This window comes from Draconibacterium sediminis, assembly GCF_000949475.1.
Lineage (GTDB): Bacteria > Bacteroidota > Bacteroidia > Bacteroidales > Prolixibacteraceae > Draconibacterium > Draconibacterium sediminis.
The window spans coordinates 207,405-226,735 of the sequence record NZ_JRHC01000004.1 but is presented as its reverse complement, the minus strand read 5'-3'; the positions used below and the strand labels follow the sequence as shown (position 1 = coordinate 226,735).

Here is a 19,331-nt window from a genome sequence, read left to right as displayed (position 1 = left end):
TTATTCGTTATGTTTTGTCGTTACAAACGACAGCTTGTTTACCCCTCGTTACAAACGAGGGGGAGTTAGAGAATTGAATCATCATTCTCTTTTATAATCTTTCTGACGTTTAAGTTTACCGCAACATTATTATACCGACACCATAGTTTTAAATCATTTTGCAACTGTTTGTCGTATAGGTTATCAAACCGGATAAGGCTATTATCTTTTAGTTTTATCTGGTAATAATCTGAATGTTTATCCACTTCTCCTCCAATATAAGCAGCCGCTACACTAAACTCTGTTTTTATCTCGTAAACCAATTCTATACTGTCGATAGAATTCGCATTTATATTCGTTTGTTTAAATCCATTTACCATTTTCCCTAAACAGATATTGTTTCTATCGATTGAAATTGGTTTTGTTGTTTTTAGCGTCTGATAACCAAGGTATGCAAGTGTAAAAAACAGAAGTGCTAAAACTAAGTTCTTTGGAAAAGTTGAGATGCCGACAAGCATTAGAAGTCCAAATACTACCAGAACCCCGGCTACAGTAAGGTGGTTGTAGTTATTATAATACTTCAGCTGATGATATGTTTTTGAGTTGATTCTATTCATTTTAGGTTTTCCCTTGCAGTAACAATATTTTTAGAATTATACCTCATCGCTAATGCTCCATTTCCACCAGATCTTTGCTTCGCCGGTTGAAAATTCGGTATGGCGTTCGGCTTTAATTCCGGGTTTAAACTCGCTGCCAAATCGTTCGTCCATGTTTACAAAACCCATATCACGGTCTTTCATGCTACCGAGTATATTCCCGATCATGGGTATTGCCTTTTTGGCCACAACAAGCCAGGGTAATCCCGATCCCATAAGATCGGTTACAATCTCGAAAGCATCGCCGCCCAGTGTCTTCTGAAGGTTTGAGAGTGCTTCACCTACATTTCGTGTTTTATCTCTGCTTTGCCTCAGGTAAACACGGGCTTTTATTTTTTTATCGGCAGGTAATTCGCGCTCGATTACAAACATTCCGTCGGCTCCCGGACTTCCTTCAGGCTCGAAGTTGATGATATTCTCTTTGTTGGGTTTTAACCTGATATATGGATCGGGAAAAGTAGAAACAATCATTTTATCGTTATCCTCCGGATGTTCGGCAACCACGATAAAATACAGCCGCCATCTTTCTCTGTCTTTTAGAATCTGAAGTTTCGAAAATTCAAGGGTAATTGATTTCATTTGTTTTGTTGTTGGTTTTTATTCGTTGAGTTTTGTTGTTGCAAACTTAGTGGAGTTGAAATATAACGCTGATGACTTTGATTTTACTGATTATCGCTGAATCTTTTACCTCGTGTCACGATCTTGTCGTTGCAAACGACTGACTGTTTACCCCTCGTTCCAAACGAGGGGGAGTTGAGCGAGCGTTGAATCTATTTTTTTATCGCTTTTAAAATTCTTTCTTCTTTAATCAATACATCTTTCATTAACAGCTGATAAGGGAATTGTTTATGTTTAGATTCTCTGAATCCTTCAAGGATATTAACTAAAGACCCTGCCGTTATCAACGATAAATTTATTTCGAATTCTAAGTCACAATCATTTACAAAATCATCACTAAAATCTGGTGCAACAAGTAACGATTTTACAACATTTAAATCGTTCTTCTTTGCTAAATCAACATATGATTTTATCTGTCTTGATACTGAGCTAAATTTATTATATCCACTTTCTTTAATTGTTTTACATTCAACAATTATCACATCATTGTTTCCTAAATTTAAAACAAGGTCTATTTTGTTTTTCGCTGTATTCAGCTTTTTCTTTAGCGATTCATCAACATTGAACCCAAGTTGTTCGAATATTTTTTGCGTAATACATTCAAACTTTAAACCCAACTCACTTTCTTTTATCGTTATTCCATTATCCCTCAATAAATTCAGGTTCCTAAATCCAATTGCAACATAGTTTTCAATTAGTAAGTTTTCAGCATCTTTATATGCATCTAAAATGTTAAGAACGAGGTCTCCTCTTGATTTTAACTCTTTTGCTGCGATAAATGATTTCAAATCTTCAACCGGTAAAATGTCTAAAACATCTCTGGGTTTTATATTGAAGTCCAATAGCGTGGCACTATTTAAGATAGTTTCTTCGGGCATCTCAAATTCATTAAGTACCAATTTCCTAAATGATTTTAATTCATCATTTATTTCTAAAAGCAACTTCTCGTAGCCTTCCACTGAAATCCCGACTTTTTCATCAAGTTCAATTTCATTGAAATAACTTATAATATTTTCAATTTTTTCTTCAACCGTAACCCCTTTTAGATTTGAGGATATTTTTAATCCATTATTCCAAATATCATTAATTGTCTTTTTTCTATCGGTCAAGTTCGTCCCATCTTTATGTATGCCACTTTTAAGTAAAGTGAAAAATGAAATCCCTTCTTTAATTATTTGTTTGATTTTAGACTCATAATCAAGCTCTTTGGTATCAATACTGTGTTTGCGACAAACCAGATTTATTTGCGACTCTTTTAATGTTTTCAGAACACGTCGGTAATATTTATCCGCAATTTCCTTTTTCCTGATTTTTCGTAATACTCTTACAACTTCATCCGCAACATAAATCACATTATTCTTCCTTGAATAAAAGACAACTCCAATATTTTTCAAAAAGGTTGTTATATTCTCAATGTCAGATTTTTCTGGTGGAATTATCAAATAGTTTATCAGTTTTACTTCCTCCTGGGATAAATCCAATTGATTTGTCAGTGTGAGTAAAATTGATAATTCGTCATCTGTTATTTTCGATTCTCTGTTGTTCTCATAATCGTTGTTGTAAGCAGTTTCCACACATGCTTTGTAAATTATATAATCCCGTTTCCTTGTTTCAGGTATTTCGGATTTATCGGATTCCAGTTGTATTTTAAGTTCTTTGGTTCTCTTTTTAATTTTTGCTAATTCCTTTTCGTAAAGCCGCGCAAACCAGTCTTGTTTCAAAATATTGTTACCATCTTTTGTGATGATGTCTATAAGAATATCTAATTGCGAGGTTGTATTAACAAATTCAGCTTTTATAGTTTCTGCAAATTCATCTTTAATAAGATCGAAGACCTTGGCAATATTAATACTGTCAACACTCTTCAAATTATCACTACTTGCAGAAAGAATTTTGTCAATTTCCTTACTGTTTTTGGGATTACCAGACTTTATGTTGTCAATTATTTTTAGGAAAGAATTTTTCTCAAGAGAGTTAACATTATCGAGGATTTTTTCAAGTTTCATTAGTATTGATTTTTGTTAGTATTTCGGTTATTTTAGAATCAAGGTCATCAATTTTTCTTTCTAATTCATCGTTATTGTCACTAACCATTGAATCCACGAAGATGGAATTCACTATTGAAAGACCAAATATTCCTCCTGTTAGCACAACAAAAATGAAATAGAGATAAGTAAAAAAGATACCCGCTTTTGAATAATTCTTTATTATTTGTTCAGGAATTTCAAACCAACCTTCAACTGTGAAAATCTTAAATGTAGAGTACAGAGAAACCATAGGATTTTCAAAATATTCAGAATTGCTGTTTTGAAAAAGGTAAAACGAAAGTACTCCTATAATAAAAATGTAAACAGCGAAACCTAAAAACACAAAAACTGAAGCTTTTAATGCTCGTTGAACACCTGCAACCAATTCTCCAACATTTGGGATGAATTTGAAAAATCTGAAAGCCTTGAAGACCCGCATTATTCGGAATACGAGCAAAAAACTAAAATCAATGATATTTAAATTAAAAATGAAAGTTATCAATGCTGGAATCGAAAGCAAAATGAGAACAAAATCGAGTTTATTCCAATTGGATTCGAAATAACCTTTAATTCCAAATTCATTGCATTTGATAATTAATTCGATAATGAATAATGCAGTAATCGAATTGTCAATTATTGCCAAGATTTGCTTGTCACTTTCCGAGAGGAAGTATGAACCAATAAATAATATTACGGAGTTCAAAAGAATTAGTCCGAGGATAAATCTATCATTTAAGAAGAGTTTTTTAATCATTTCAATTGAGCATCATCGATTCCTATTTACTATTGGTGTAATATAATAGTCACACTCATAGCGCCTATAAATTCTCAATCCCTGGGGTGGCAAAAATCTCTCGCTGCTAATCGTTCTGGGTGTCACCGGATTATGGGGAACTAATTTAACTAAATTATTTTGTTATGAAAATGGTTGGTGGGGATTATTGTAAACATGTGTTGGGAATTGGGTAGTTCTGGGTTGATATAGCCTACCTGGATGCTGGATACTCGATTCTGGATTCTGGATGTCCCGACGCTGCGGTCGGGATTGCGCTTCGCTTAACTGGATACCCCGACGCTGCGGTCGGGATTTTCGCTTCGCTTAACTGGAAGCTTTTTCCACGCGAAAGGATTCGTGTGGGAGCGGTGAGATTGCTTCTCCCGATTCGTTTTACTCATCGGGATCGCAATGACGATTTGGTTGATAAGTATCAGCCGCGGACAAGAAGTATAAAGTGAAAACAAGTTAGTTGCCGTCCGCGGCATTCGTTACTACACACCTTGTCATCACGAGGGAGCTGTCCGGCAACCGACGGACGGGGACCGAAGTGATCTTTTAGATTACAATGCTTGATGTCCTGACGCTACGGTTGGGATTGCGCTGCGCTTAACTTGCGACCCCGACGCTGCGGTCGGGATTTGGCTTCGCTTAACTTGCGACTTGTGGCCCCGAAACTTCGGGACGGTTGTTATTCTTTATCCAGAATATAATAACCGTAAACCATGTCGATTTTTAGTTTGTCGTCGGTGAATTTGTAGATATCGGTACCATCGGCCCAGGCATCGTTTCCTAGGTAAGTGTTAACGGTATCCATATCTTCCGAACCTTTGGCTATAAGCGTAAAACCGTTATCCAAAGCGCTAACATCAAGTGTAACATTTCGTCCCCTCACCGGGCCGGTATATTTGCCGTTATAACGCTGAAGATCGCTGGCTGTGTCTGTTGCTTCCGGTTGTACTTTGTCAAGAATGTTCCAGGTCAACTTGTCGGCAAAATAGCTCGCACCTTTTGGTCCGGCGGTATTTACCAGGCAAATTACATAAAGGTCGGCATCGGGGAAATAACGGGTTTCGGATAGAAAACCATTGATCCCTCCACCGTGAGCTATCATTTCATTTCCCGACAGGCTGAAGTGATCGAGCCCCATAGCATAGCGCAATAAACTGCCGTCGTTTAATGTTCCGGGGGTGGTCATTAAACTGTATCCTTCCTCGTCGAGCACACTGCCTCCGTGAAGCGCTTCCAGCCACGTTAAAAGGTCTTCCTTTGTGCTACACAAGGAGCCCGCTGCATACGGCCAGGTGTGATCGATATACGATTTTTGCATCAAACCTTCCGGAGTGTATTCGTAGCCGTAAACTTTTCCTTTTACGGGTTCCGAAGTACTGCAATAGTAAGTATGATCCATTCCGAGCGGCTTAAAAAACGCTTCGTCGAGGTAATCTTCGTACGACATTTCGCTTACCTTTTCAATAATCAATCCCAGCAGAAAATAACCACTGTTGCTGTAGATCATTGCCTCTCCGGGTTCAAAAAGAAAATCGTGCTGTTCTACCATTCTGAGCAAGGTGTCTTTTTCGTGCTGCTCGATACTCAAGTCCCAAAATTCGGGTATCTCTGTGTAACCGGGAATTCCTGAGGTGTGATAAAGCAAATTACTGATGTTTACTTCTTTTCCTTTTGTATCGAAATCAACGTATTCGGTTAGCTCATCATTCAGCGACAGTTTGCCTTCCTGCCTTAATTTGAGAATGGCAGCGGCGGTAAACTGTTTGGTTACCGAACCAATTTCGAAAGAAGCATTAACCGGAACTGAAGCATTCAATTCGAGGCTGGCCAGACCGTATGATTTGTCCAGTAATTTGTTCCCGTGCTGAGCGATCAGTACAGAAGCTCCGGCAATAAACGAGCTGTCGATATCGGCTTTGAAAAGGGAATCAGCAAATATTTCCAGATCGGATTTTGCTGTTAGCTGTTGTTTTGGGCTGCAGGAAAAAAGAGATACCGTTACCAGGCACAAAAGGAGTATTTTTCTCATTATCGTAGAATTAGGATTTAACAATTTACGAAAATAAGACGATTTAGCTGATAAATAGTTCAATACACCCTTTAATCGCGGTAACGTTTCAAAAGATCGGTGTAGGCATCGATGCGTCGATCGCGGAGGAAAGGCCAGATACGGCGCACATCTTCGGTGCGTTTGCGGTCGATCTCCACCACTTCGATTTGCTCGTCGTGTGCCGACAGTTGTTTAATAAATTCGCCCTGAGGACCTGCAACAAATGAATTTCCCCAAAACTCGATACCGTTACCCATTCCGGTAACATCGGGTTCAAAACCGGTACGGTTAACGCTGATTACGGGCAGGCCATTGGCAACTGCATGTCCGCGTTGCGAAATGATCCATGCATCAAGCTGGCGGGCTTTTTCATCGTCGTTGTCAGCCGGATCCCAACCAATAGCTGTAGGATAAATAAGCATTTCTGCTCCGGCCAATGCCATTAAGCGTGCTCCTTCGGGATACCACTGATCCCAGCAAACCAACAATCCGAGTCGTCCAACCGAAGTATCGATGGGTTCAAAACCCATATCGCCGGGGGTGAAGTAGAATTTTTCGTAAAACCCGGGATCGTCAGGAATGTGCATTTTGCGGTATTTCCCTGCCATCGATCCGTCTTTCTCAAAAACCACAGCGGTGTTGTGGTACAGTCCGGCAGCACGTTTTTCGAAAAGCGAAGTCACCAACACAACGCCATTTTCTTTAGCTGCTGCGGCATATATTTCGGTATCTTTTCCCGGTATCGGTTCTGCCAGATCAAAAAGATCGACATCCTCTACCTGACAAAAATAAAGACTGGCATGCAGCTCCTGCAACACAACCAGTTCAGCTCCCATTTCGGCACATTTTTTAATGGCCTTTAAACTGTTTTGAGTGTTTTCGTCTTTGTTCCCCGAACGTTTCTGCTGTATGATACCTACTTTTAGTTTGCTCATGATCTTTATTCAATTTTTTTGCCGTTTCACTGACCCCCTGAATCCCCCAAAGGGGGACGGTTCCTCCCCGCCAGCTGGCGGAAGATTAGGAGGGGTTTTCGCAATGTATAAAGGCATTCAATTTTATAAGTTTACTTAACTCTTCAATTTTACCGCTTCCGGATACTGCATGGTTACGCAGTGCAGCGACCCGTGTTGCTCGATCAATACCCTGCAATTTATTGGAATTATTTCTTTTTCAGGAAAAATCCGCTGCAAAATATCGACAGCTTCGGCGTCTTGTTTTAATCCGTAAACCGGAAGCAACACCGCACCGTTGATAATGGTGAAATTTGCATAAGTTGCCGGTAAACGGTTCCCTTCGTCATCAAAACAAGGATCTGCAAACGGAAGTTCAACCAGCTTGTAAGGTGTTCCATCTTCGGTAGTAAACTGCTCCAGTTCGGCTTTCATTTTTTGCAGCGCCCCGAAATGCTCGTCTTCCGGGTTGTTACACCCCACGTAGGCAATGGTATTTTCGTTACACAGGCGGGCAATTGTATCGATATGCGAATCGGTGTCGTCGCCGGCCAGGTAACCGCTGTTAAGCCACAAAACACGTTTTGCACCAAAATTCTGTTTCAGAATATCCTCAATTTCTTGTTGAGTATACTGCGGGTTGCGGTTCTCCTCCAGCAAACAGTCGGTGGTGGTAAGAATCGTCCCTCTACCATCGCTTTCAATGGAGCCGCCTTCCAATACAAAATCGAAACTTTTTAATTCGCATTGCTGAAGAAAACCCTGATCAATCAAACTTTTAGTGATTTGATTATCCAGTCCGGCTTCGAACTTTTTTCCCCAACCGTTAAATATATAATCCTGAACAACGGCTTTCCCATTATCGAGAACAGTAATTCCACCATGGTCGCGCGCCCAGGTGTCGTTCGACGGAACTTCAACAAAATAAACATTCGAAGTATTTCGGAAATACGCACGAACACGTTTCACGTTGTCGCAAACCACCAGTACCTTCTGAAAGCGTGCGGCGGCTTCAATGATATCCACAAAACAGGCACTGGCTTCCTCTAATAGATAAGCCCAATCGCTGTCGCAATGCGGAAAGGTAAGTTGTAAAAACGACTGCGGCTCCCACTCGGCGGGCAAACGCAGACTCTGAACTGCTGAATTATTCATGCTTCTTTCTGTAAACTTTCGGCCTCAAAAATAAAACGAAATTACACAGTTTCGTCTTTTGGGTAAAAGTTTCTCCTATCTTTTAGCTGAAGCTTGCTGGAAACTGGATGCCCCGACGCTACGGTCGGGATTTTCGCTTCGCTCAACTGGATACTGGATACTAGTAGCTTGTAGCTCGATCCTATCCTATTTTCAAATGCTTATCGATGAGGCTAAATAATTTCTCTTTATTCAGTGGTTTTGAAATAAAGTCGTTACATCCGTGTTTTATAGCCAGTTGTTTGTCGGAATACCTGGAATAGGCTGTTTGGGCAATAATCGGCAAGTCGGGGAACTCTGATTTTATTTTTGCCGTTGCTTCGTGGCCGTTCATAACAGGCATTTTAATGTCCATTAACACGAGGTCGATTTTTTTGTTTTGCCTGCATAAATCCACTGCCTCCTGGCCATTTTTTGCATGAAGAATATCGAATTCTTTTCCATTTTTTGCTTCAAACAGCGCCTCTATAAACAGAAAATTTACTTCTTCATCTTCGGCAACAAGAATAGTAAAGTTTTTTGCCGGTTTACCAGATGCCCCGTCAGCTGCCCCGGTTTGCAACAGGTGTTTGGTGTTATTGGCCGGTTTAAATGGTATGGTTACATAAAAAGTAGATCCCTTCGCTTTTACCGATTCCAGTGTGATGTCGCCTCCCAATAGAATGGCATTTTCTTTTGATATGGACAGGCCTAATCCCAGTCCGCCGTGTTTTTTCGAAATTTCTTTATCTTCCTGCGAAAACCGTTCGAAAATAAGTTCGAAACTATTGCTGGAAATGCCAATTCCGGTATCCTTCACATAGAAAACGATATTGTTCTGTTCGATTTTATACCCAAATTCGATAAATCCGGAGTGCGTAAACTTAATGGCGTTTTCGAGCAGGTTACTCAGTATTTTATTCAGTTTTGATTTATCGGTACTTATTTCGCATTCATTGTCGTGCAAGGCCTTTTTTAGATAGAGTGGAACATTTCGTTCTTTTGATTTCAGACTGAAAATTGAAAATAGTTCCATTAAAAAATCATTCAGAGAGAATGTTGTTTCATTAATTTTTTTCTGCCTGGTTTCCAATGTTGAAATTTCCAGTATATCATCAATAATCCGGAGCAATTGACGGCTGCTGTTTTGGACAATTTGAGAATAATACTTTCTTTTTTCGTAAGAAAGATCCGGGTTATTAAGCATCTCGGAAAAACCGATAATCCCATTCATTGGCGTACGAATCTCATGAGACATGTTGTTAAGGAATTCGGTTTTTAACTGGTTGGCCTCTTCGGCTTTCTCCTTGGCAAAAACAAGTTCTGCTTTATATTTTTCTTCACCGAGTTTTGCGCGCAACAAAGGTGCGATGTAATTGCAAATATCTTCAAGCATATGTTTGTGGTTTTCGTTAAAACCACCCTCTTTATTTGCTACAACAATTTGCCCGATTAATTTTTCGTGAATCAGAATTGGAACTGCCAGGGCATTTTTTAACTGTATATGCCCCATCGGGAATTTCAGGTTTTCATTTCGAAAGATACTTTTCTTTTTAATCAGACTTGTGCCCCAAATTCCTGACCATACTTCTTCGGGGAATTCGATTGTTTTATGGGGCACCTGGAATTTACCCCAAACACCTTGGGTCATCGTTGGGCAAACCAATGTTTGTCCGTTTTTGTCGGAAATATATCCAAAAAATCCAAATGAGCATTTTAAGGTGTTTAGAATAATATCGAGGATTGATTTAAAGAATTTGTCTTCGTAGCCCAGAATAATGGAATTGGATATTTTGTTTTTAAGCCGGATTTCTTCTTCAGATTGTTTCAGTTGAAGTTCAGACTTTTTTAATTCGGCATATTGTTTTTCTATAAGCAATTCGTTTTGCTCAGCAATTTCTTTTGCGTTTTGCAGCGCCTGTTCGGTTTCTTTAATTTTGGTAATGTCCATATTAAAGCCATACCAGGTAATGCTTCCGTCGGGTAATCTTTCGGGTGTTGATCGGGAATAAATCCATTGAATATTTCTCCCCGGTATTTGCACCCTAAACTCACAGGTAAAATAGGTCAGATGTTCTGCCGAATATTCAATAGCGCTATTTACCCTGGCAACATCTTCCGGGTAAATCACCCTGGCTATCGGGTCAAAATTATCGACAACATCAGCCGGAGAACAACCAAATATTTGCTGTATGCCTTCTGATGCTATGGGAACACAATAGCTGCCGTCGGGTTTCCTGGTAAATTGAAACAGCAGGTCGGGAACATTTGCCGAAAGTTTTCTAAACTCGATATCTTTTTGCCGCACTTTCTCTTCCGTTAACTTTCTTTCGGTATTATCGCGGATAATCATGCTTATCCGGTTAAACCCTTCGTGATCGGCAAAAACCGACGATGAAATCTCAACAGGGAAAACTTCGTTATCCTTTCTCCGCATAAAAAGTTCACCTTTGGCCCGGCCTTTTTGCTTCTCTTCATCAAGAATCGCTGCAAATCCCGGATCATTCGGCACAACTAATCCATTTATACCTACTTTGCAAATTTCTTCTTCCGAGCGTTGAAACATTTCGCATGCTGCCTTATTCGCCGAGAGAATTGCTCCATCGGCTGTTTTAAGGATTATTGCATCCATACTGTTTTCCAGAATAAGCCGGTAACGTTCTTCGCTGGTTCGCAAGGCATCGTTCAAATCCATTAATTCCTGCTTCTGAAAAGTGATATCGCTAATCAGATTAGTCATATCGAGCAGAAATTCCATTATTGTTTTTACTTTCTCTTCATTTATAACCGGTACTTTTTTAAGTGCTTCCAGGTACTTTTCTTCATTAAACCCATATTTTTTGGCTTGCTCCTTAAAATAAACCGGGTCGGGAGATTTAAAAAAGAACTGGCCGGAAAACAAATTGGCAATGTGTTCGCCTTTAATAACTATGGGAACGGCAACATCAATCAAGCCGTTTAAACACCGGTAACAATGGTACTTTTCGCCTTTGTTCATTTGCCCTGCCAACACCGTATCGCTGATGGTGCAGTTTTGAGCAGTTTCGGGATGTACACGATGAAAGTGAGTACATATTTGCCGCCATCCTGATTTTGACAGCACATTGCCCTCGAGGTCTAATATTGCCGTTACAAAACCAGTTGATTTATTAAAACCTTCAAGCAGGGTATTAACCTTCTCAAAATCGATTAATTGCAGTATTTTACTTTTTATCATACTCTCAAGGTTCTATTTTATTGGTTTCAGCAAACAACTTGCAAACAAGCAACTTCAACATAAAGGGCATCAACCTGTCAATTCAGCATACCCAGGTACTCTTACATGGCATTTAACGTTTTTAACGTTGCTGAAAATTAACGATTTAATTCATTTCTTGTATATAATTGGGGGTTGTTTTTATTTGAGCGAAGCGAAGTGCAGAGGAATTTTACCGGCTTTTGCAGCCATTTGGCGAACCATTTTATTGCGTGGCTTTCGATATTAGTTTTTACTGTGCGTATAGATATATGCAGAAGCGGGATTCGCATAGACGGGCAGTTCGTTCGGGCCTGAAGACCGGAACAGGGGGATACAACCAGTGGAATACTTAATTCCCGGTTGTGCTGTTAATGTGTTTTAGTACCAATTGTTCGATGGCCTTTTTGTCAAAAGGTTTCATTAAATAGTCGACTATCTCGCCGTTATTGAGAGCATTTAAAATCTCCGGGCTTTCCTGGTAGCCAGAAAGGATGCTGCAGGGAATATGCGCACACCTGTTTTTAATTTTCCGTATAAACTCCAGCCCGTTCATAACCGGCATTCTCATATCGGAAATTACAAATTTTATGTCCGGATCGTTGTTAAATATCTCCATGCCTTTCACGCCGCTATCGGCAGTTAACACCTCAAAAACTTTCGAGAAGGTTAATTGAAAAACAGTGGTATTTAGTTCTTCATCGTCAACATAAAGAATTTTGGGTTTGTTGTTCATGTTTCACTCCTTTTTTGGTAACATAACTGTTACGGTTGTTCCTTTGTTTACTTCCGACTCAAATTCAAGGCTACCTCCGTGTTCTTTAATAATACCAAAGACAATTGAGAGTCCTAAACCGGTTCCTTTACCCGGATCTTTGGTGGTGTAGAACGGATCGGTGATTTTGGTTATAGCGTCCTTTTCTATGCCCTTCCCCGAGTCGGTTATTTTAATGATTAAATGGTTGTCGTTTTTTGTTGTTTTAATCCAAATTTTTCCTTTTTCGTTAATGGCCTGTTCGGCATTGGAAAGAATATTCAAAAAAACCTGATGAATATTTCCAACATTGCCAAAAGTAACAAATGATTCGTCGGAATAGTTCTTGTAAATCTGAATTCGGTTATTCAACTGGCTTTGGAGCATTACCAGGCTGTCGTCGATTATTTCATGAATGTTACATTCTTCGTTGTCTGCCGGGGTATTTCGGCTAAACTGGTTGAGGCTTTTTACAATGCCCGATACACGCTCTACACCCATTTTAATGGCATCAAGAAGAATTTTGGCCTCCTCGTCGCTACGGTGTATTTCCTTTTGTTTTAATCCTTCGTAGGCCCCAATAATATAGTTTAGCGGATTATTAATTTCGTGGGCAACTCCGGCGGTTAGTACTCCCAACGAAGCCATTTTCTCCGACTGAAACAGTTGCGCCTGCGTTTCTTTTAAGTCGATTAGGGTACTTATCAGCTTCGCGTTCTGCTCGTTAATTATGGTATTTTTTTCGTTTAAAGCTTCATTTTTTGTATGCAGCTCTTCAATGGCCGTCTTTAATTCCAATGTACGCTTATCGACAATGTCTTCCAGATTTTTTTTGTGTTTCTCCAGCTCCAGTCTCGTCAATTTTATTTCAGTAAAATCGCGCCCCTCGGCAATTAAATTAATGATATTGTTGCCCGAATCGAAAATCGGTTTTAAGGAAAGGTCGATATAATGAATTCGTCCATCCTTATCGATATTTGTGGTTTCGTATCGAACGGTTTTTCCTTGCCGGGCCTGCTCAATCGCCCCGGTTAATTTTTTCCGCTCGTCGGAAGAATGTTCCCACCATCTGGTTTCCGGGAAGAATACTTTTCTGTATTCATCGTTTTTATATCCGATAAAATCGCATGCAGTTGAATTGGCTTCTAGCAGTCGGCCCTCACCATCGAGCAAACCAACAAACGAAAACGTTTGGTTGAAAATGCCTTTAAACATTTGCTCGCTTTTTATACGCCGGCGCAGCTGTTCGCCAATAATACTTTCGTAAATAGCAAAAATTATAATGGGCAAAAACAGGATGCTTAAAATCTGTTCAAATTCTTCGGCATTGTCCCATATTGTTGTATGCTGATAGATATTGATAACCGATCCGGACAGCAGAATAATTAATGCAACACCAAATAATATTTTGTATTGAACCCGGTTGCGATAGAGCCGCACAAAAACAATTATTGCCGATATGGAAATAAAAAGTGCCGATATTATATTTACTCCAATAATATAACTTCCCATTACAGCTCCTTTTTTACGATACTAACAAATAGCAGAATACAGGCAATTAAAAAAAATGTGTGCTCGATTACATTAATTTGTGCAGAAAAAATAAGTGTTTCCAAAACACTGTTGACTTTGGAGAATAAAATAAAACCAACGCCCCAAAACCACCAGGTTTTGACGTAGCTGGTGCTCTTGCCTATTAATGATAACAAGTAGAGAAAAAGTAAGGTACTTATTGCCACGTCGAGTATCTCGCTAACATTTTGCATAAAAACCACAAAAATAAAAGCAAAGATATTAAATCTGGCATTATCGGTTTGAATTACGCCGGTTTATTGTCCGCCGGTTTTATTCAGTATCTCCATCATATTACCGGGCTTATTCAAAGGCGCAAACCCAAATTGTTTGTACAATCCGTGAGCATCATCGGTTCCCAGCCCCCAGCGGCGCAAGCCCTGCAGATTATTGTGTGTCATAATGGCTCTTATGAGCTTTTTGCCGTATCCATTTCCCTGGTATTCAGGAAGAATAAAAACATCGAGCAGCCAGGCAAAAACAGCATAGTCGGTGATTACGCGTGCAAAACCAACCTGCCTGTTTTCGAGGTATACACCAAAACAAAGTGAATTTTCTATCGAGCGTTGTACAGTTTCCAGGGTGCGCCCTTTTGCCCAATACGATTCGTTCGCCAAATAACTGTGAATAACCCGGATATCGAGCTTTTCCTTATCGGTTGAAATGTCAATCATCGTTTTCTGCTTTTGCCTGGTTTTAAAATCCCATTAACTTCCGAACCTTTTCAGCGTTCTCCTTGGTGGTTAGCAGCTCAAGCAACAATAAAGCCACATCAACGGCTGTTGAAGGATTCCACGATGTTATCAGCTGATCGTCGAGCACAATGGGCTGGTCTAACACATTTACGCCAAAATTTTGCAGGGCTTCACGTCTGACAGTACTTCGGTAAGTTGTTCCGTTTTTCCCTTTTAAAACACCACTTTTTGCTAAAGGCAATGCGCCCACACAAATGGATGCAATTACTTTATTACCTGTCCGGAATGCCCGAATCAGATCAAGGAATTTATCGCTGTAGGCATCGTTGTAAAAACCATAAACCTCAAAACCTCCGGGAAGCGCCAGAGCGTCAAAATCATTTACATCAATCTCATCAATCCGGTAATCGACCACCAAAGTCTGATCGAACGAACTTTTAACCTCTTTGGTTACCCCGCAGGTGTATAGTTTTGTGGAGTTGTCGCCTTCTTCAAGGTTCCAGCCAATTACATCGATAAATACACTTGCCTCGAAAAATTCGAATCCGTTGGCCAGTAACAGTAATACTTTCTTCATGAGTTTTAATTTTAATACGAATATATTTCAAATTAAGCATTCCATAAATTCCGTGCTGACTTTCGCTCGCTACTAATCCTCATGAAGCACACGGGCACAACTTTAAAGCAACGAATTATTTATTTGTTGCCTGATCGCTCATTTCAAATACCAGTTCGCCACCTTTTATTAAATCGAAGTGTGAGATTTTTGTGCCATCAATTTCGTTTCCGTTTAGCGTAACTTTACTGACGTAAACATTCTCCTCGCTTTGGTTATTGGCTGTTATGCTTAGCTGATTGCCATTTTCAAAAGTTACAACTGCTTTTTTTACGGCAGGACTTCCCAACTCGTAATATTCCGATCCGGGTGCCAGCGGATAAAAACCCAAACTGTTAAAGATGTACCAGGCACTCATTTGTCCGGCATCGTCGTTACCACACAAACTGTTCACTTCGGCGCCGTACATGGTTTTCATAATCATGCGAACGCGGCTTTGAGTTTTGTATGGCTCGCCGGTGTAGTTGTACAAAAACGGAATATGATGCCCTGGTTCGTTACCATGTACATAATTCCCAATCATTCCGTCGCGGGTAATATCTTCGTTCTTTTCAATGTATTTATCGTCCAGTTCCATGGTAAACAATGAGTCGAGCATTCCCGACAAACGTGACTTTCCGCCCATTAGCTGCACCATATCTTCCACCTGGTGCGGAACGTACAATCCGTAATTCCAGGCATTACCCTCAATAAATCCCTGGCCGTGTGTATCCAGCGGATCAAATTCTTTGCGAAACTCGCCATTTGATAGTTTCGGACGCATAAAACCAATAGAAGGATCGTACACTTTTTTGTAAGCATTTGAGCGTTCCAGGAACTCGTTTTCGATAGCTTCATCTCCGGTGTTTTTGGCAATCTGTGCAATACACCAGTCGTCGAAGGCATATTCCAGTGTTTTCGAAACGGAGTACGAACTTTTATCCTCGGGCACATAACCGTATTTCATATAATCGCCAATTCCATGAAAATAGGGAACTTTGGCTGTTGTAACTGCTGCATCCAGTGCCCGTTTCCTGTCGAAATCGCCCACTCCTTTTACTACAGCATCGGCCAAAACGGTGGTGGAGTGATAACCAATCATACACCAGTTTTCGTTGGCATAATGGCTCCAAACCGGTAGCATATGGTGCACACTCTGGTCGTAATGAGCCAACATCGATTTAATCATGTCGTTGTTACGCGACGGCTGAACGAGGTTAAAGAAAGGATGCAAAGCACGGTAAGTATCCCACAACGAAAAAATAGTGTAGTTGGTAAACCCTTCCGACTGGTGGATGTTCTGATCGAGGCCACGATAATTTCCATCCACATCTTCATACACAATCGGACTAAGTAAAGTATGATACAGCGCGGTGTAAAATGTGCGTTTATCCTCTTCCGAGATACTTTCTACCTCTATTTTTGCCAGTTCGTTGTTCCATTTCTGTTGTGTTTCGGCTTTTACCTTTTCAAAATCCCAGTGCGGAATTTCGGCCTCCATATTTTTTAATGCGCCTGCCATACTTACCGGCGACAAGGCAAATTTTACTTTTAGCTTTTCGTTTTCGGTAGTATCGAAATTAAAATAAGCCCTTATATTTCGTCCGGCCATTTCAGGGAAGTTTTTCTCCTGATCGAAATACCGGTAGTGCCCGTCGTAATTATTCTCGTCGTATTTTTTGTGTCCGTAACTCTTAAAAGGTTTAGAAAACTGCATGGCAAAAAACACTTTTCGCGTGCGGCCCCACCCTTTTGTCTGGCGGTAACCGGTAATCAGCGAATCGTTCTCAACGCGCAAAAATGTCCACACGTTTTTCTCATCGTAATGATAAATGTTATAAACCAGGTCGAGAATAATGTGCGCTTCATCGCTTTCGGGGAATTCATACTGGTGAAAACCCACTCGTTCTGATGCCGTAAGTTCCACATCGATATTATAATCATCAAGTTTTACGCTGTAATAACCTGGAGCTGCGTTTTCGTTATCGTGCGAGAAAACCGAATAGAACCCTTTGCTTCCGTCGTTGGTTTTTATCGGATCGAGCACTAAATCGCCGGTGGTTGGCATTACCAGAAAATCGCCCAAATCGGAGTGGCCGGTTCCACTAAAATTAGTGTGTGCGAAACCAATTATCGCAGTGTCGCGATATTGGTAACCCGCACAATATTCGTAGGTCTTTTTGTTGTAGCTGCCATCAGGATTAAAATAAGGCTGCATATCGGTTTGCGGCCCCAACTGCACCATTCCGAAAGGAGCGGTAGCTCCCGGAAAAGTATGTCCCATGGTGCTGGTTCCAACCATCGGATTTACATACTGGCTATAATCTTCAACAGCCATGGTTGAAACCGGGTCCTTATCACTTTGATTTGTACAGGAAATAGAAAGCACCAAGAATACGGCGCAATAAAATAGTGGTTTCATGAATTTAATTTTTGTGGTTTGCCAAAAACAAAAACCCGTTCCATTTTCGGCATTCATCACCGGTTAAGTGGTTTAAATAATTTTAGTTGTTGGTAAAGGCCGCTAAAATAAAAGTTTTCGGGGAGATAAACATGCCATTATTCAATTTGTGCCCTGTTTTATTAAAGCGAATCATATTTAACCGGGATTAAAAACACCATCCTTTGAAAATAAGCACAACACCACAAACCACTATAAAAGCGCTTACAAATGGGGAATGATAAGTAATTAAGAGCTGCTTAGTCCAAAAATTTTGAATAGGTGATTCGCATATCTATACCACCTTGTTTTGCTCCTTTTAATATTACCCGGTTGGCAATATCAGCACGTTGACCGGTTGTAAGGTAGAAACCCTGGTTTCCAACATAGTTAACAGTGTCAGCAGGATCGGGATAATCAATTATTCGCTGAACATGCTGCGTAATATTAAAGGTATAGGTGTAATCACTGGTATCTAAAACTCCACCGTAAAACGTAGGATTAAAGAAGTAATCAATGGGGCGGTATTCTTCTCCGTCGGGTGCCACAAAGGTAAACATCAGCTGGCTTGGCGGTGGATAATTATCGATATTGCTTGCATCCTTATCAACATGAAAGATAATCTCGGCTTTATTAATACCCATATTTGTTGAATCTTTCCAGCTTTCAAGACCGGAAATTGCAATTCGCGATTTTAATCCTCCGGTGGGCTGTACATAAATCAGGTCGCTTTCTTCGTCTTCCTGATCAAGGTCGGCTAAAAACGGTGCATCGGTGTAATCGTGTTTAAATTCGTTAACCCGCAAACTATATTTAGTTATAAGGTAGGCCTGCGATAAGGTATCGGGATCTTCATCATCTTCCAACAACACAGTGTTTTCGTCGTTGTTATAATATACCAATAACGCCGATCCCTGAAAAGTACTGGTAGATGCAGTATGCAAGGTTACCAATGAACCTTCTCCTGATACATCGGCACTTTCGAGCAAAAGGCCTTTAAAATATTGAAGGAAAACATCGTTACTGATCATATCCAGCGAATCGGCTCCGATTAGCTTTTCTCCTAATGTATTATCCAGCGGAATAGTCAGCAACTGGTAGTTTGTATCCTGAGTTGCAGAATCCAGCACCACTTTTGGTGTATAATCAAATTCGGCAAGCGGAACATCCGAAGCCATCGATTTCAAATCAATATCCTGGGTGTATTCAGCATCCGGGTCGAGGTACGTTTCCATTTCGTACACTTTAACATGCTGCGTAGTAATCGTATCGCCGTATATATTTCTATAAAACAAGTACAAACGAACAGAATCAACTACCGGATTGGTTCCAAAATCAGGAAATGAAGTTAAGCGGAACTGCGTTGCATAATTGGCTGTTGTTTTTCCAAAAACCGGATCGTTCAGGGTTCCCAACAGATTTGTTGCACCTTTATTGGTAATAATTCCATCTTCAGTAAATGTATAGGATGCAATTTTATCCGAAACAGAAATATTCCGAACATTAATCAGGTCTTCATCAGGAAGGATGCCCAGCCCCAAATCGTTTTGTTCGCTGTTGCAGGCAACCAATATGTTTACAAGAACGAATAATCCTCCAACTATTTTTAACAACTGCACTGTATTGTATTTCATGTCAATAATTCCAATTTATTTTAGGAAGCTTACCCACTGCGACCAATGCAAATTGGCCTATTTAAACAGCTTGGATTGCCTCTTCAATTTTCTGATTTCCGAAAAATTACACAAACATAAAAAATAACCACGAGAGCGTTTCTGAAATCGAAGTAAAATTGAA

The 19,331-nt window shown here is 40.1% G+C and carries 14 protein-coding genes; all 14 read right to left on the bottom strand.

Translation table 11 applies throughout. The features are described 5' to 3' along the window. Positions 1-65: 65 nt before the first annotated feature. The 14 genes from LH29_RS15370 to LH29_RS15300 all read right to left on the bottom strand — a co-directional run bounded on the left by LH29_RS15370 (position 66) and on the right by LH29_RS15300 (position 19,168). Positions 66-596 (bottom strand): hypothetical protein, encoded by a 531-nt coding sequence (locus LH29_RS15370; protein ID WP_045031395.1) that lies wholly within the window; start codon positions 594-596, stop codon positions 66-68. 36 nt (positions 597-632) lie between these two features. Then, positions 633-1,214: a hypothetical protein gene (locus LH29_RS15365; RefSeq protein ID WP_045031393.1), complete on the bottom strand. Its 582-nt coding sequence runs from the start codon at positions 1,212-1,214 to the stop codon at positions 633-635. Between the two features lie 191 nt (positions 1,215-1,405). Next, a complete protein-coding gene (locus LH29_RS15360; RefSeq protein ID WP_045031392.1) occupies positions 1,406-3,259 on the bottom strand; it encodes a hypothetical protein in 1,854 nt (617 codons plus the stop codon). Continuing rightward, on the bottom strand, positions 3,249-4,034 hold the full coding sequence (locus LH29_RS15355; RefSeq protein WP_052671003.1) for an ion transporter: 786 nt from the start codon (positions 4,032-4,034) through the stop codon (positions 3,249-3,251). Before LH29_RS15355 ends, LH29_RS15360 begins: the two co-directional genes overlap by 11 nt. Positions 4,035-4,746: 712 nt before the next feature. Next, on the bottom strand, positions 4,747-6,096 hold the full coding sequence (locus LH29_RS15350) for a serine hydrolase domain-containing protein (RefSeq protein ID WP_045031390.1): 1,350 nt from the start codon (positions 6,094-6,096) through the stop codon (positions 4,747-4,749). Between the two features lie 71 nt (positions 6,097-6,167). After that, positions 6,168-7,052, bottom strand: coding sequence for a carbon-nitrogen hydrolase (locus tag LH29_RS15345; RefSeq protein WP_045031388.1), 885 nt, complete (start codon positions 7,050-7,052; stop codon positions 6,168-6,170). A gap of 135 nt (positions 7,053-7,187) precedes the next feature. Next, complete coding sequence (locus LH29_RS15340) at positions 7,188-8,225, bottom strand: agmatine deiminase family protein (RefSeq protein ID WP_045031386.1); 1,038 nt, start codon at positions 8,223-8,225, stop codon at positions 7,188-7,190. Positions 8,226-8,406: 181 nt separating this feature from the next. Further along, the gene (locus tag LH29_RS23935; protein ID WP_052671002.1) at positions 8,407-11,460 is read right to left on the bottom strand and encodes a PocR ligand-binding domain-containing protein; all 3,054 of its coding nucleotides are present in this window, start codon (positions 11,458-11,460) and stop codon (positions 8,407-8,409) included. Between the two features lie 370 nt (positions 11,461-11,830). Next, entirely contained in the window at positions 11,831-12,214 is a 384-nt protein-coding gene (locus LH29_RS15330) for a response regulator (protein ID WP_045031384.1), read from the bottom strand. Between the two features lie 3 nt (positions 12,215-12,217). Continuing rightward, positions 12,218-13,744: a PAS domain-containing sensor histidine kinase gene (locus LH29_RS23930; protein WP_052671001.1), complete on the bottom strand. Its 1,527-nt coding sequence runs from the start codon at positions 13,742-13,744 to the stop codon at positions 12,218-12,220. A 317-nt stretch (positions 13,745-14,061) separates the two neighbouring features. Beyond that, positions 14,062-14,478, bottom strand: a complete 417-nt coding sequence (locus tag LH29_RS15315; RefSeq protein WP_045031380.1) for a GNAT family N-acetyltransferase — start codon at positions 14,476-14,478, stop codon at positions 14,062-14,064. A 22-nt stretch (positions 14,479-14,500) separates the two neighbouring features. Next, entirely contained in the window at positions 14,501-15,076 is a 576-nt protein-coding gene (locus LH29_RS15310; RefSeq protein WP_045031379.1) for a DJ-1/PfpI family protein, read from the bottom strand. 115 nt (positions 15,077-15,191) lie between these two features. Next, complete coding sequence (locus LH29_RS15305) at positions 15,192-17,516, bottom strand: GH92 family glycosyl hydrolase (protein ID WP_082063798.1); 2,325 nt, start codon at positions 17,514-17,516, stop codon at positions 15,192-15,194. Between the two features lie 278 nt (positions 17,517-17,794). Further along, positions 17,795-19,168: a DUF4270 domain-containing protein gene (locus LH29_RS15300; RefSeq protein WP_045031378.1), complete on the bottom strand. Its 1,374-nt coding sequence runs from the start codon at positions 19,166-19,168 to the stop codon at positions 17,795-17,797. Between the last annotated feature and the right edge of the window lie 163 nt (positions 19,169-19,331).